The sequence below is a fragment of the Pseudomonas sp. BNK-30 genome, from assembly GCF_047456185.1.
Lineage (GTDB): Bacteria > Pseudomonadota > Gammaproteobacteria > Pseudomonadales > Pseudomonadaceae > Aquipseudomonas > Aquipseudomonas putida_E.
This window is the reverse complement of record NZ_CP179904.1, coordinates 401,987-416,046: the sequence shown is the minus strand read 5'-3', so window position 1 is coordinate 416,046 and position 14,060 is coordinate 401,987. Positions and strand designations below refer to the sequence as shown.

Below are 14,060 nucleotides of genomic sequence, written 5' to 3'. Positions count from 1 at the left end.
CTCAATTTTTCGCCAGCGCTTGCCATCCCTCACCCCACTGGTTAGGGTTGAAGGCATGAAAACCTTCAGCACCCTCATCCTGCTCCGACAACATCGCAGCCTCTGCCTGGTCAGCGCCCGACTACCAGGCTGATCGCGTCGCCTCGCCTCTTCATCTCGTTATCGCTCGGCAGGCCCGATCTCGGCCGCACACAAAAGGATTGCTTCCATGACCATGCTCAAAGACCCTTCGAAGAAGTACCGCGCCTTCCCGACCATCGACCTGCCAGACCGTACCTGGCCGTCGAAGACCATCACCGAAGCGCCGATCTGGTGCAGCTCGGACCTGCGTGATGGCAACCAGTCGCTGATCGAGCCGATGGACTCGGAGAAGAAGCTGCGGTTCTGGAAGACCTTGGTGCAGGTTGGCGTGAAGGAAATCGAAGCCTCGTTCCCGTCCGCCTCGCAGACCGATTTCGACTTCGTGCGCACCCTGATCGAAGAGGGTCACATCCCGGATGACACCACCATCCAGGTGCTCACCCAGGCCCGTGAAGACCTGATCGCGCGTACTTTCGAATCGCTGCGCGGGGCCAAGAAGGCCATCGTCCACCTGTACAACGCCACCAGCCCGTCGTTCCGCCGCATCGTCTTCAACCAGGACAAGCAAGGCGTGAAGGACATCGCGGTGAACGCGGCCAAGCTGTTCGTCAAGTACGCCGCCCAGCAGCCGGAAACCCAGTGGACGTTCCAGTACTCGCCGGAAACCTTCAGCGCCACGGAGCTTGAGTTCGCCAAGGAAGTCTGCGACGCGGTCATCGAAGTGTGGAACCCGACGCCAGAGCACAAGGTCATCCTCAACCTGCCGGCCACCGTGGAAGTTGCCACGCCGAACATCTACGCCGACCAGATCGAGTGGTTCTGCCGCAACATCAGCCGCCGCGACAGCGTGATCATCAGCCTGCACTGCCACAACGACCGTGGCACCGGCATCGCCGCCACAGAACTGGGCCTGATGGCCGGTGCCGACCGTGCCGAAGGCTGCCTGTTCGGCAATGGCGAGCGTACCGGCAACGTCGACCTGGTGACCTTGGCGCTGAACCTCTACACCCAGGGCATCGACCCACAACTGGACTTCTCCGACATCGACGGCGTGCGCAAGGTGGTCGAAGAATGCAACCAGCTGCCGGTTCACCCGCGTCATCCGTATGTCGGTGACCTGGTACACACTGCGTTCTCCGGCTCGCACCAGGACGCCATCCGCAAGGGCTTCGCCAAGCAGCAGGAAGGCGAGCTGTGGGAAGTGCCGTACCTGCCGATCGACCCGGCCGACATCGGCCGCAGCTACGAGGCCGTGATCCGCGTCAACAGCCAGTCGGGCAAAGGCGGCATCACCTACCTGCTCGAGCAGGAGTACGGCATCAGCCTGCCGCGCCGCATGCAGATCGAGTTCAGCCAGGTGGTTCAGGGTGAAACCGACCGCCTTGGCCTGGAAATGACCGCGCAGCAGATCTACAGCCTGCTGCACAAGGAATACCTCCAGGCCAACAGCCCGTACGCACTGGTCAGCCACCGCCTGCAGGAAGAAAACGGCCACAGCGCAGTGGAAGTGGAAGTCGCCGGTGAAGGCGAAACTACCCTGCACTGGCGCGGCAAGGGCAATGGCGCCCTCGAAGCCCTGGTAGCCGGCCTGCCGGTTGCGGTGGAGATCATGGACTACAACGAGCACGCCATCGGTGCCGGCACCAATGCCAAGGCCGCGGCCTACATCGAACTGCGCGTGGCCGGTGGCCGCCCGGTGCACGGCGTGGGTATCGATGAGAACATCACCACGGCCAGCTTCAAGGCACTGTTCAGCGCGCTGAACCGCTCGCTGAGCCAGCAAGAGGCCAAGGCCGCGTAACTTGCCCCCCAAAAAAGCCCGCATCTTTGATGCGGGCTTTTTTTTACCCTGGATTCACCAGTTGGACTTGTCAGCCAGCTTAAACAACAGTTTAAGAAAAATCAGGCCCGTCAGTCAGTATGAGGACTACCCATTTTCACTTTCAACGAAGCGACTGCCATAGGTGCGAGCCCTAACCCTACGGGCACAATACCCGCAAGTATGGCTACAGCACTGCCAAAAGAACTGCTTATCAACCCTGCCAATGGGACAGAAAGCAGCATCGAAACTTTGAAGAGTGCACTGGTAATTCCGGTGACTCTGCCAAGCAAAGCCGCGGGTACCAGCGCCTGTCTCAATGTCCAAGCTGTAATGATCACATAGGCCCCAAAGAAGCCCACGAAAAAGGCTGACACATAGTAAGACTCAACCGTTCCTAGTCCAAGTGGCGACACCCCTGATGCAGCCATTCCAGCACTGCATGTACACACAGCAATGCGGGTATTTAATGCACGCATCATCCTCGGTGCGACTAATCCGGAAAAAATGGAACCCAAAGCATATGAAACCAAAAGGAATGGTGTTTCGCTGATATTGAATACCCCACTGTCCGCAGCACTCAGGAGCACGAAAAAAAGATAAATAGCTGTGAAGGCATTATTGCCCACGACGATATAAACAACATGCACCAGCGGCTTGTTTTGCACAAGCGCCCTATAGCTGGAGATAAAGGAAGTGGGGACAACCGGGGCGATGCGAGGCGGGAGTTCCAAAGAGGAGTAGCGATACAGAAAACTTGAAAGCAAAAAACAAATGGAAGCACCATAAAATACTACCACCGGATTTTTCAACATCAAAAAATATGAGACGGCGACGGGCGATAGGATGAGCGCACAGTGCTCGACGATAAGTAATCCTGCATTCATGCGCGGGAGTAAATCTTTATGGAGGATACGGGGTATCAGGCAAGCACGAAGATTGCTGAGTATATATATCCCGATGGAAATCACACTTAATAGAACAAACGTCTCTAACAACGTCCATCCCCCTCGCCGAATCGCATACAACGCCACATGACAGCATAGCCCCAGCGCGACCAAGAAACCTAAGGCTCGCGAGCGAACTCCATCCACAAGTCTCCCAGCCCAATAACCAAAGGCAACTGGACCTAAATAAACGGTCGCTCTTAGCAGCGCTGAGAAAACTTCATCCCCCGACCCACTTAGCATGCTTAGCGGTACGTAGATAAAAATCACCTGCGCTGCACACGCCTCGACAAAGAAAGCAAGAAGCAGACATGTTATTGCCTTTGATTGATTGTTCATAATTAACTAGTTACACATCAATCAACGAAGCGTAAATCGCGGCCAATCTACCGTCAACCAGCAGATTAGGTTGAATTGTCACCTGACAGTGACAATTTTATCTATGGAAGAGCAAATGTAAAAAAACCATACAGGGCATTGAGTTTTTCACCAAGTGCGACTAAGACTGAATCAGCAACTCATCCACAACAACAAAAAACGGAGTTTGTGATGTCAAGAAAAAAAACTGTAGGAAGTTTCCGAAAACTATTATTCAACGGCAGGCTCGACCTGATTCTGGAGGCCCACAATGGGCTCTCCGCTAGAATAGTCGAGGAGACGGGCTATCCAGCTATTTGGGCGTCGGGACTCGCTATTTCCTCAGCGATGGGGCTTCGCGATTGCAATGAGGCATCATGGAGTCAGGTCATGGAGGTCGCTCAATGCATAGCTGACGCAGTAAATATCCCTGTTCTTTTCGACGGAGATTCAGGCTTCGGGAATTTCAATAATGTAAGGCACATAGTTAAGCGCCTGTCGCACTATGGGATAGCTGGAGTTTCTTTAGAAGACAAACAGTTTCCTAAAATGAACTCGTTCGTCAGCCATGAGCACGCACTTAGTAGCGTGGATGAATTTTGCGGAAAGATTAAAGCTGCGCAGGATTCGAAACGGGACGATGACTTTATTGTTATTGCTCGTACAGAAGCATTGGTAGCCGGAATGAGTGTCCAGGCGGCTTTGAAACGAGCGGAGCAGTACTACGAAGCAGGTGCCGATGGAATTTTTATACACTCCAAAGAGACAGACGGATTCGACATATTGGAATTCAGTAAGTGCTGGGCAGGACGCTGCCCTTTGATAGTTGCCCCAACAACCTATAAAAACGTGTCGACGGAGCTACTACAGGAAGTTGGGGTCTCGGTGTATATATGTGCAAACCAAATGATGCGGGCCTCATTGCTTGCAATGCGAAATGCAGCAGCACAAATTCAGGCAGACAATAGCATCTGCAACATCGACAATAACATCTGTTCGCTCTCCGAAGTATTTCAACTTTTGAACTACGACGAACTAAAGGATGCGGAGCTGATTTATGCTCGACAAGAAAGCTAGCATGCGGGCTGCCTGCCACATGCTCAAAACAATCATGCTTGAATGTAAAGAAGTAAAGCTTAGCAACGGCGAGACACTCTTGGAGCACTCGCTTTGGAGTGCTCACCAAGCATTGACTGAGGGCTGTGCGGAAGAAGTGATTGTCGCAGCGTTGTTCCACGACATTGGCCATTTCCTATGCAACAGTGACCCGGAAATGACTCCATATGAAAAGGACTGCCAGCATGCTGATCTGGGTGCCCAATGGCTAAACCGATGGTTCCCTCAGTCAGTCTGCATCCCCATTCAACTCCATATCGATGCAAAGCGATACTTAATCACCGTTAATGAAAACTACAACGATCAACTGAGTTCGGGATCACTGTCAAGCTTACTTAACCAAGGGGGACGTATGACAAGCGAAGAAATCTTGGCGTTTCAAAACCAGCCATACCACCATGACGCGCTATCCATCCGAAAATTTGATGACACGCCGTATGACAATGGATTCGTGAATGCGTATTCAAGGTATGAAAAAATCATCATGGCCGTAATGAGGTGATGAATGAAAAGGACAATATTGGATGCTCATGTGCATCTGCTCATGTGGAAGCAGCAAGCAGAGCCGGATTGGAACTCAGTGAGCCAGACGCTGAAAGTAGCAAACTTTAATGAACTCGATGCAATCTGCATCACCGAACACATCGAAGCTGATGCTTACGAAAAACTGATGCTGGGTCTATTCTGCAGCAATCGCCTCGGTGGTAGCACGCAGGGAGATGGCTCAGTTATCTGTAACGGTGTCCTTGTGTTACCCGGTGCAGAGCTACATCTCGCGAACAATATGAACATTGGCGTGCATGCTGACCTGGAAACACTGCTGAGTCTTGATCGACGAGCGAGCGCGTATACCCTGGATACGCTTCATGGACTGCTAGAGAAGCGAGGCAGACCTTTTAAACTAGTAGCGGACCATATTTTTTGGCCAGGTAAGACATGCTCAGATCTTGAAGCTTTAAAACGCTGCATAAACGCGATCGAGGTCCCGGCCAAAGACCTCACTAACATACATAAATACTTGACATTAGCATCGACATTAAATCTCGACACTACAGGAGGGTCTGATTCTCACTCATTCATATCCATAGGCGCTTGTAAAACACTTATAAATGAAGATAACACGCACAGTCCACTCACCCTGAAAAAATGGCTGCACAGCCATCACACAACGCACGAACCGGATCGCGACTCATTGCGTTTAACTGCTTTGGCTAGGATCCATCGCCAAACCGACACAGAGAGAAGGGAACCATGAACAACAAAATAACTATTTGCAAAAACAACCTTGAGAGACTCCTTGCCTCGAGAAAGATGACCATGTCACACGTTTGTGATGTGGAGCTCGATGACAAATTCGCTTACTTCGAAAGTATTGAGCAATTGAGAGAGCTTGCTAGCTACTTGGCCTTGCCACTGAGCGATCTTTTTCTAGGTTTTACTATTACCGACTTGGATAATGGCGTAAAAATAGCTAGGCGAGGAACTGGCTTCAAGCGTGAAGAAATCAGAAATGGTACTCATTGCTACACTTATGAGCATTTGGTTACAACCAATCAAGACCCTCGATTAATGGCTCTACGACTGGATGTACGCGCCAACGACTTCCAATGCATGCCTTTGAATGACGGACACTCATCAAAGGAAGTTGTATACGTAACTAAAGGGAGCGTACGGGTTCGGTGGCTGGACTCTGACAATGAGTTTAAAGAAGGGATATTGAACGAGGGCGACTCCATCTTCATTCTCCCCGATGTACCTCACGGGTTTGTCAGCAATGTACCTGGTGAGAAATCAGAAATTATCGCCATCAACTATGGCTAGCATTGAAAACAACAGACCAGGTGGCATAGGATAATTTTCACACTAGCCACCTTCTAGAAAACTAGTCACTGACGCAAGCTCCACCGGCAGGCATCAAGCATGCCGTGCTGCACTCCTTTATCTACTTGAAATTGCAGGTATGCATGCCTTGTGAATTATAGAGGATCAAACCATGACTATCACCGTCGGATTAATTGGCCTAGGTCAAATGGGTCATGCCATATGCCATCGACTTCTAGACACTGGCGTCGAGGTATTAATCCACAACCGCACGTACGAAAAAGCTGAAAAACTGATACACCGAGGGGCACTTTGGAAAAACAACTTGAGAGAGCTCGCAGCTAACGCAAACATTATTCTTGTATGTGTTAGCGGAGAAAGTGCACTACGGGCAATCTATTACTCAGATACTGACGGACTGCTTTATTCGCTCCAAGAAGGAAAAGTCGTAATTGACTTCAGCACCTTATCAGCGGAGTCTGCGGTCAACCTACATGAAGCGTTCGGAAATATCGGTGTGAGTTATATCGAATGCCCGATCTCTGGGGGAGTAATGGGCGCTCTCCAGGGAAAATTATGCTCTATTGTCTCAGGCAATGAACAAGCCTACTCATTGGCACATCCCATACTCATAAAAATCTGCAAAACAATCAACTACGTTAAACAACCTGGAAAGGCACAGCAACTTAAAATCCTCAACAATCTGGCAGAGTCTATCAATCTAGCAGGGGCCCTGGAAGTTATTCATCAAGGGCAGGCGTTGGGCTTGGATCTCGAATCAATGGTGAAGGTATTCACTTCCTGCCGCGGTCGTTCTGCCTACATGCATGTATCGCTGAACTATATTCTCTCAGGGTTGACAACTAGTCATGTGACGCTGGCCGTCCGCTGTAAAGATTTGGAATTGGCGCAATCTCAATTACCAGACCTTAAGGCTTATCCAGCAACAGCGATGGCGATCCAATGCTTCATCGACGCCAGACACGCCTTTGGCGACGACGTTGACCAATGCCAATACTTTTCACTACTCGCTCAACGACGGAGTGTTACATCATGAATCCACGTCAAGATATTATCGTCGAAGACACGACATTACGAGATGGCGAGCAAGCACCTGGCATTTCGTTTGGAAGAGCAACTAAACTAAAGATATTCGATGCCCTTATCGACGCGGGCATACGCTGGATTGAAGGCGGTATATATGCGATGGGCGGCACTGAGAGCCGAACATTAAGTGAGATGCTAGAGCGCACACAGGGAACTGATATTCGACTGGTAGGCTGGAATAGAGGGATACGTGCAGACGTAGAAGCATCACTCGACGCAGGCTACCGATACATACATATCGGGTTACCCACCTCAGAGGTCCACCTGAAGCACAGCATAAACAAATCAAAGGACTGGCTTGTCAGACAGGCATGCGAATTAATAGACTGTGCAAAGCAACGCGATGTATTTGTCTCAATCAGCGCTGAAGATGTTGCCCGCTCAGACTTGTCATTTGTCGTTGATTATGCCGGCCACATCTGCGAAGCGGGAGCCGATAGGTTACGGCTCTCTGACACGATTGGAGTGCTTACGCCTGAACAGTACCACTCCATCATCCGTACAGTGGTATCCGCAGTGGAGATTGATACCCAGTGCCATGCTCATAACGACTTCGGCCTCGGTGTAAGCAATACATTATCCGGTTTGCAGGCAGGCGCAAAATATTTTCATGCCACTGTAAACGGTATTGGTGAACGAGCGGGAATGCCTGACCTGGCGCAAATGGTAATGTCCCTAAAAATTCAATACGGGATTGACCTTGGTGTTAAGCCGGAAAAGCTTCAAACACTCTCTGAGATTGTCGCCAATGCAACTGGCTCTCAAATCAATCCTTGGCAGCCCATCGTGGGCAGCAACATTTTTTCTCACGAGTCAGGTATTCACACAAAAGGTACTCTCAACAACGGCAAGTCATTCGAGCCTTACGACCCAAGCGTGATGGGGCGCGAACGTCACATTATCGTCGGTAAACATTCTGGACGCGCCTCAATAAAATACGCATTGGACCAATTGCAAATCACATGCTCAGATGATGAAGTCCAGCAATTGCTACAATTGGTAAGAGAGGTATCCATGATTAAATCAAGTGCCATAACTCTTACCGATGTGGCCATGCTTTGCTCCACTATAAAGAAAGGAAGGCAACATGGAGTTTAACATCACAGCAAGACTCGATGACCTTCAGAAATTAATACAAAAACGAAAAATGACTTTAGATAATATTCGAGGCCTCTATGATAGAACCATCGACGGCATTACAATTAACTCTACGCAGCTTAAAAATATTGCCCAACATCTTAACGTCACAGCAGCCTATGTGATTGACGAATTAGGCGGCGAGTACGATAAATCTCAAAGCTGCGTTTTCGGCGGACTCATCCGATTCGATCGCCTACGGCACGTGCAGGGTGAGCCTGCCTATTTTTACCGCCACTTACTCAAGACAACTTCAGATAAAAATCTGCTGGTACTCAGGACTACCCCTCTATTCCCATCGGCCGAGAAGGCAATACTAAACGCCGGACATAAGGCTAGAGAATTCGTATACATTCTCTCTGGGACAGTAGGGGTTAAATGGGGAAGTCATCCACATCTTCACAACGAGGTACTAAATGAGGGAGATTCCATTTTCATTGAAGAATGGACTCCTCATTGTTTCTATAAACTTGAACCGGATTCACAAATTCTCGCGATTGACTACCTTTAACTACTGTCACAGTCGCTGAGCCGGGAGAAAGCCAAGTCGACTTAAGCGGTGCCGCGATGAACGAGAAAGTCCGCATATTTGATGCGGGCTTTTTTAACCTATACCGGCCTTTCGCGGGTCAACCCGCTCCCATAGAGACTTCACAGAATTCGAACGCTGTGCAATGCCTGTGAAAGCGGGTTTACCCGCGAAAGGGTCGGCACTGGCAATTCAAAAACGCCGGGCAAAAAAAGGGGCGCCGACCAAGCGCCCCATAAGCCGTAAAGCACACAACAAATTCAGTATCAGTCCAGCAAAGCCATCGCCTCGGCGCTACACGCTTCGATCCGCGCCCAGTCGCCGTTCTTGATCCAGCTGCTGTCGAGCATCCAGGTTCCGCCCACGCACATCACATTGGGCAGCGCCATGTAGTTGCGCACGTTGGCCGGGTTGACCCCACCGGTAGGGCAGAATCGAATATCACCGAACGGGCCACCAAAGGCCTTGATCGCTGCCACGCCACCGCTGATTTCCGCCGGGAACAGCTTGAAGCGGCGATAACCCAAGGCATAACCCATCATGATTTCCGAAGGCGTGCTGATGCCCGGCAGCAATGGGATATCGCTGTCCACCCCAGCCTCGAGGATGTCCTGGGTGATCCCCGGGGTAACGACAAACTGCGCGCCAGCGGCTTCAACCGCTGCAAACATGCTGCGATCGAGCACGGTGCCGGCGCCGACACACAGTTCCGGACGCTGCTCACGCAGCACCTGGATAGCCTTCAGGCCATACTGCGAGCGCAGGGTTACTTCCAAGGTGCGGATACCACCAGCGGCCAGGGCATCGGCCAGCGGCAGGATGTCTTCCTCACGGGCGATGGTGATCACCGGCAGGATGCGCGCCGCCCCACAGATCGCATCGATCCGGGCGGCTTTCTCGGCCATCGAGAGCAGAGGCTGGGGGCGTTCAAGGGTGGTCATGACAGTGGATCCTTTGCTCATGGGCACCAGTAGATGTCCAGGGGGTCGTGAAGAAAGGCGCGAATCGGCATTTCATTGAAGTCGTTGCCCGCCAGCGCGGCGCGCAGGGTAGCGAGTTTGCCCGTGCCCTGCACGGACAGCGCGATGAACGCGGCGCTGGCCAGCAGGGAACGGGTTAGCGAAAGGCGCTGGTGCGGCACGCTCGGCGCCAGCAACGGCAGGCAGCGGCGCGTGCTGTTCAGGTCCAGGCCTTCGGCCAGATTCGGGCTGCCGGGGAACAGCGAAGCGGTATGACCATCGTCGCCCATGCCCAGTACCAGCACGTCGATGGCCGGCAGATCGGCCAATGCCTGGTCGGCTTGGGCGGCCGCCGCGTCGAGGTTCTCGGCCTGCTGATACAGCCCGACAAAACGAGCCTTGGCAGCGCCCCCCTGGAACAGATGGCGGGCCAGCAAACCGGCATTGCTGTCGGCGTGCTCCACCGGCACCCAACGCTCGTCGGCCAGGCTGACGGTGACCTTGGACCAGTCCAGGGCCTCGGTCGCCAGCTTCTCCAGGAACGGCACCGGGCTGCGGCCACCGGACAACACCAGGCAAGCCCGCCCTTTCGCGGCGATGGCTGCGCGCAAGCGCTCGGCCACATCAGCCGCCAATGTTGCCGAAAGTACGCGGGCATCATTCAGCTGATGCGCCTTGACCGATGTCGGCAAATTCAATTCAGATATCCCCATACCACGCCCTCCCATCCCGTGTAATCAGTGCGATCGAGCTCATCGGCCCCCAGGACCCAGCCGCATACGGCTTGGGCGCATCGCCGGCGCTTTGCCAGCCCGCGATCAACTGGTCGCACCACTTCCAGGCATATTCGATTTCATCCTTGCGCACGAACAGGTTCTGGTTGCCGCGCATCACCTCGAGCAGCAGGCGTTCGTAGGCATCCGGAATCCGCGCGGTGCGCCAGGTGTCGGAAAAATTCAATTGCAAGGGGCCGCTGCGCAGTTGCATGCCTTTGTCCAGGCCCTGCTCCTTGGTCATCACACGTAGAGAGATGCCTTCACTCGGCTGCAGGCGGATGATCAGTTTGTTGCCGACCTGCAAGCGCTGCTCCGGGGCGAAGATGTAGTGCGGCGTCTCCTTGAAGTGGATGACGATCTGCGACAGCTTCTGCGGCATGCGCTTACCGGTACGCAGGTAGAACGGTACGCCCGACCAGCGCCAGTTACGAATGTCGGCACGCAGGGCGACGAAGGTTTCCGTGTCGCTCTGGGCGTTGGCGTTGTCTTCTTCCAGGTAACCCGGCACCGGCTTGCCGTCGCTGTAGCCGGCAATGTACTGGCCGCGCACCACGCGGGTACTCAAGCCCTCGCCGGTGATCGGCGCAAGGGCTTTGAGCACCTTGACCTTCTCATCGCGGATGCTGTCAGCCGACAGCTCGCTGGGCGGGTCCATGGCAATCAGGCACAACAGCTGCAGCAGGTGATTCTGAATCATGTCGCGCAGCTGCCCGGCCTTGTCGAAATAGCCCCAGCGGCCTTCGATGCCGACCTTCTCGGCCACGGTGATTTCCACGTGGGAGATGGAGTTCTGGTTCCACTGGGTTTCGAACAGGCTGTTGGCGAAGCGCAGGGCGATCAGGTTCTGCACCGTCTCCTTGCCCAGGTAATGGTCGATGCGGTAAACACGGCTTTCCGGGAAGAACCGCGCCACGGCGTCGTTCACCCGGCGCGACGACTCAAGATCGTGCCCGATGGGCTTTTCCAGCACCACACGGGTGCGCGCGGCGAGGCCCGCCTTGTCGAGGTTTTCGCAGATCGCGCCATACACGGCAGCTGCGGTGGCGAAATAGGCAATCAACGGCAGCTCGGCAGGTGCCTGCTCGGCCAGGGCCTGGTAGCCCTCCGGCTGCAGGAAGTCCAGGTGCTGGTAGCTCAGACGCCCCAGAAAACGCCCCAGCGCCGCAGGTTCCAGATCGGCCTCCGCCACATGTTTGCGCAGATGTGCATCGATGGTATTCAGGTGCTCCTGCACGCTGCCAGGCTCGCGGGCCAGCGCCAGCAAGCGAGTATCGGCGTGCAGCAAATTGGCGCGGTCGAGCTGGTAGAGCGCAGGAAACAGCTTGCGCAATGCCAGGTCGCCCAGGGCGCCGAACAGGGCAAAGGTGCAAGGTTCAACACTGATCGCAGCCATGATGTTGGTTCTTTCCTAAAGTTGGCCTAGGAATACCGCTTTCACATACGGTTTTCAAGAGAAAATGTAGTAAAAACCACAACATTACACACAAGTGTTACAGATAAGTGGTGCGCCACCCGTACCGACAGTACGATAGACGACCGTGCAAAAAGCCTGCTGCTTCGCCAGCCGGCTGTCTTCCCGACCCAAGGACACACCCATGGACCGCGTGCGAAACCTCCTGGAGCAGATCCAGGGACGCCTCGACGAGCTGAACAAGGCCGAACGCAAAGTCGCCGAAGTCATCCTGCTCAACCCGCAACAAGCCACCCGTTTCAGCATTGCCGCACTGGCCCAGGCGGCCAAGGTCAGCGAACCGACCGTCAACCGTTTCTGCCGTTCGTTCGGCGTCAGCGGTTACCCCGAGCTCAAGCTGCAGCTGGCGCAAAGCCTGGCCAGTGGCGCGGCCTATGTCAGCCGCGCCGTCGAGGCCGATGACGATCCTGCAGCCTACACCCAGAAGATCTTTGCCAGTGCCATCGCCTCGCTCGACAGTGCCTGCCAGCAGCTTGACCCGCAGCAGGTCAGCCGCGCCGTGGACATGATGATCCAGGCCCGGCAGATCCACTTCTTCGGCCTGGGCGCTTCTGCCCCGGTAGCCCTGGACGCCCAGCACAAGTTCTTCCGTTTCAACCTCGCCGTCTCGGCCCACGCCGACGTGCTGATGCAGCGCATGCTGGCTTCTGTGGCCCACACGGGCGACTTGTTCGTGATCATCTCCTACACCGGGCGCACCCGCGAATTGGTGGAGGTGGCGCGCCTGGCCCGGGAAAACGGCGCCTCGGTGCTCGGCCTGACCGCCGCTGGCTCACCCCTGGCCCAAGCGTGCAGCCTGAGCCTGCACATCCCGCTGCCGGAAGACACCGACATCTACATGCCGATGACGTCGCGGATCATCCAGCTGACCGTGCTCGACGTACTCGCCACCGGGATGACCCTGCGCCGCGGCGTGGACTTCCAGCCGCACCTGCGCAAGATCAAGGAAAGCCTCAACGCCAGCCGCTACCCGATCGAGGACGACGAACTCAGCTGAGCCGGTGCGCCTGCAGCCGCAAATGAGCGCGCTGCCCCGGCGCCAGGCTCAAGCCTTCGCCACTGCCGCTGGCCGCCTCGACACAGACGAAACCCTGGCTCTCGCGCCCGCTCACACCCATCAACGGGCGGTTGCCTGGGTGCCACACCACAGTATCGTCGCTGTCACCCGTATCGATACACAGTTCACGCTGCCAGGCGGGGTCCTGCAACTGCACGCGTGGCGTGCCGGGGTAGACCTTCTGGCAGCCGCCCTTGAGCTTCAATGCGCCCTCCTCGCGGCAGGCTTGCCGGCTCAGACGGTCATAGCCTTCGATATCTTCAAGCCCGGACAGCGCTATCTCGGAAACGTCACTGATACGCCAGTAGGCCAGCAGTGCATGGCTCAACTGGCAGGGTTCGCTGTCCTGGTGCTCGGTACTCAGGCTCAGTTCCATGCGGCTGCCCAGGCGGGCATGCAGGTCGACCTGCCAGTCGCACAAGTCCAGCCGCCACTTCAGGCTCACGCCCTCCTCGTCCTCCCGGCTGTCCACCAGCTTCCAGTCCAGCAGGCGCGCCCAGCCATGGGCCGGCCACAGGTCCTCGCTGGGGTGGCGGCCATACCACGGCCAGCACACCGGCACGCCGCCACGGATTGCCCCCACCTGCGGCCACTGTTCGGCGCACCATAGCCATGGCCGCTCGCCGGCCGGCTGGAAGTGCAGCAACTGTGCGCCCTGGCGGCTGAAAACCGCCTGGCAGCAGGGGTGATCGATGATCAGCACATCGCGCTGCTGGTAACGCTCCCACTCGAATGTCGGCCTCGGCCTCTGTACGGAAAAGAAGCGATGTAGCGGATGTTCAGGCATGGTTCCAAGCTCTTGTTGTTTGAGATAGCGCTGTCTCGGCCTATCCCCGACAACCACTGCAAGCCAGTGGATGCCGGGAGCCGTTTTTGGATTGGC

The 14,060-nt window shown here is 54.8% G+C and carries 14 protein-coding genes; 9 read left to right on the top strand and 5 right to left on the bottom strand.

Going from position 1 to position 14,060, the window contains the following annotated elements; translation table 11 throughout:
• Positions 1-208: 208 nt before the first annotated feature.
• The gene (leuA, locus tag ACMGGN_RS01940; protein WP_125924466.1) at positions 209-1,882 is read left to right on the top strand and encodes a 2-isopropylmalate synthase; all 1,674 of its coding nucleotides are present in this window, start codon (positions 209-211) and stop codon (positions 1,880-1,882) included.
• Positions 1,883-1,992: 110 nt separating this feature from the next.
• Here the strand turns inward: leuA and ACMGGN_RS01935 are convergent, their stop codons facing one another.
• Positions 1,993-3,186, bottom strand: coding sequence for an MFS transporter (locus tag ACMGGN_RS01935; RefSeq protein ID WP_174141542.1), 1,194 nt, complete (start codon positions 3,184-3,186; stop codon positions 1,993-1,995).
• A 210-nt stretch (positions 3,187-3,396) separates the two neighbouring features.
• Between ACMGGN_RS01935 and aepX the strand changes: the two genes are divergently transcribed.
• From aepX to ACMGGN_RS01900, 7 genes are all read left to right on the top strand, one after another.
• Positions 3,397-4,281: a phosphoenolpyruvate mutase gene (gene aepX / locus ACMGGN_RS01930; RefSeq protein WP_161872947.1), complete on the top strand. Its 885-nt coding sequence runs from the start codon at positions 3,397-3,399 to the stop codon at positions 4,279-4,281.
• Positions 4,262-4,822, top strand: coding sequence for an HD domain-containing protein (locus ACMGGN_RS01925; protein WP_125924463.1), 561 nt, complete (start codon positions 4,262-4,264; stop codon positions 4,820-4,822). Before aepX ends, ACMGGN_RS01925 begins: the two co-directional genes overlap by 20 nt.
• A gap of 3 nt (positions 4,823-4,825) precedes the next feature.
• Positions 4,826-5,575 carry a PHP-associated domain-containing protein gene (locus ACMGGN_RS01920; RefSeq protein WP_414156414.1) on the top strand — a complete coding sequence of 250 codons (750 nt, stop codon included), beginning with the start codon at positions 4,826-4,828 and terminating at the stop codon, positions 5,573-5,575.
• Positions 5,572-6,141, top strand: a complete 570-nt coding sequence (locus tag ACMGGN_RS01915) for a cupin domain-containing protein (protein WP_125924461.1) — start codon at positions 5,572-5,574, stop codon at positions 6,139-6,141. The genes ACMGGN_RS01920 and ACMGGN_RS01915 overlap by 4 nt, the downstream gene beginning before the upstream one ends.
• 172 nt (positions 6,142-6,313) lie before the next feature.
• Entirely contained in the window at positions 6,314-7,198 is an 885-nt protein-coding gene (locus ACMGGN_RS01910) for an NAD(P)-dependent oxidoreductase (protein WP_174141543.1), read from the top strand.
• A complete protein-coding gene (locus ACMGGN_RS01905; RefSeq protein ID WP_125924459.1) occupies positions 7,195-8,346 on the top strand; it encodes a hypothetical protein in 1,152 nt (383 codons plus the stop codon). The genes ACMGGN_RS01910 and ACMGGN_RS01905 overlap by 4 nt, the downstream gene beginning before the upstream one ends.
• The gene (locus tag ACMGGN_RS01900) at positions 8,336-8,896 is read left to right on the top strand and encodes a cupin domain-containing protein (protein WP_161871655.1); all 561 of its coding nucleotides are present in this window, start codon (positions 8,336-8,338) and stop codon (positions 8,894-8,896) included. The genes ACMGGN_RS01905 and ACMGGN_RS01900 overlap by 11 nt, the downstream gene beginning before the upstream one ends.
• Positions 8,897-9,180: 284 nt before the next feature.
• Here ACMGGN_RS01900 and ACMGGN_RS01895 read toward each other — a convergent pair whose 3' ends face one another.
• Genes ACMGGN_RS01895 through zwf form a run of 3 tightly spaced genes read right to left on the bottom strand, consistent with a single transcriptional unit; the run spans position 9,181 to position 12,042 of the window.
• Positions 9,181-9,855 (bottom strand): bifunctional 4-hydroxy-2-oxoglutarate aldolase/2-dehydro-3-deoxy-phosphogluconate aldolase, encoded by a 675-nt coding sequence (locus ACMGGN_RS01895; protein ID WP_012316013.1) that lies wholly within the window; start codon positions 9,853-9,855, stop codon positions 9,181-9,183.
• Between the two features lie 17 nt (positions 9,856-9,872).
• Entirely contained in the window at positions 9,873-10,586 is a 714-nt protein-coding gene (gene pgl, locus ACMGGN_RS01890; protein WP_414156413.1) for a 6-phosphogluconolactonase, read from the bottom strand.
• On the bottom strand, positions 10,573-12,042 hold the full coding sequence (gene zwf, locus ACMGGN_RS01885) for a glucose-6-phosphate dehydrogenase (protein WP_119687711.1): 1,470 nt from the start codon (positions 12,040-12,042) through the stop codon (positions 10,573-10,575). Before zwf ends, pgl begins: the two co-directional genes overlap by 14 nt.
• Before the next feature lie 211 nt (positions 12,043-12,253).
• Here zwf and hexR point away from each other — a divergent pair, with 211 nt between their 5' ends.
• On the top strand, positions 12,254-13,117 hold the full coding sequence (gene hexR, locus ACMGGN_RS01880) for a DNA-binding transcriptional regulator HexR (RefSeq protein WP_174141604.1): 864 nt from the start codon (positions 12,254-12,256) through the stop codon (positions 13,115-13,117).
• On the opposite strand, the gene ACMGGN_RS01875 is transcribed toward hexR, so the two are convergent.
• Positions 13,110-13,964, bottom strand: coding sequence for a D-hexose-6-phosphate mutarotase (locus ACMGGN_RS01875; protein ID WP_115273973.1), 855 nt, complete (start codon positions 13,962-13,964; stop codon positions 13,110-13,112). The genes hexR and ACMGGN_RS01875 overlap by 8 nt on opposite strands.
• Positions 13,965-14,060 lie beyond the last annotated feature (96 nt).

Coding starts and splice junctions, on each gene's coding strand:
- leuA (WP_125924466.1), top strand. CDS start 209: ATGACCATGCTCAAAGACCCTTCGAAGAAGTACCGCGCCTTCCCGACC.
- ACMGGN_RS01935 (WP_174141542.1), bottom strand. CDS start 3,186: ATGAACAATCAATCAAAGGCAATAACATGTCTGCTTCTTGCTTTCTTT.
- aepX (WP_161872947.1), top strand. CDS start 3,397: ATGTCAAGAAAAAAAACTGTAGGAAGTTTCCGAAAACTATTATTCAAC.
- ACMGGN_RS01925 (WP_125924463.1), top strand. CDS start 4,262: ATGCTCGACAAGAAAGCTAGCATGCGGGCTGCCTGCCACATGCTCAAA.
- ACMGGN_RS01920 (WP_414156414.1), top strand. CDS start 4,826: ATGAAAAGGACAATATTGGATGCTCATGTGCATCTGCTCATGTGGAAG.
- ACMGGN_RS01915 (WP_125924461.1), top strand. CDS start 5,572: ATGAACAACAAAATAACTATTTGCAAAAACAACCTTGAGAGACTCCTT.
- ACMGGN_RS01910 (WP_174141543.1), top strand. CDS start 6,314: ATGACTATCACCGTCGGATTAATTGGCCTAGGTCAAATGGGTCATGCC.
- ACMGGN_RS01905 (WP_125924459.1), top strand. CDS start 7,195: ATGAATCCACGTCAAGATATTATCGTCGAAGACACGACATTACGAGAT.
- ACMGGN_RS01900 (WP_161871655.1), top strand. CDS start 8,336: ATGGAGTTTAACATCACAGCAAGACTCGATGACCTTCAGAAATTAATA.
- ACMGGN_RS01895 (WP_012316013.1), bottom strand. CDS start 9,855: ATGACCACCCTTGAACGCCCCCAGCCTCTGCTCTCGATGGCCGAGAAA.
- pgl (WP_414156413.1), bottom strand. CDS start 10,586: ATGGGGATATCTGAATTGAATTTGCCGACATCGGTCAAGGCGCATCAG.
- zwf (WP_119687711.1), bottom strand. CDS start 12,042: ATGGCTGCGATCAGTGTTGAACCTTGCACCTTTGCCCTGTTCGGCGCC.
- ACMGGN_RS01875 (WP_115273973.1), bottom strand. CDS start 13,964: ATGCCTGAACATCCGCTACATCGCTTCTTTTCCGTACAGAGGCCGAGG.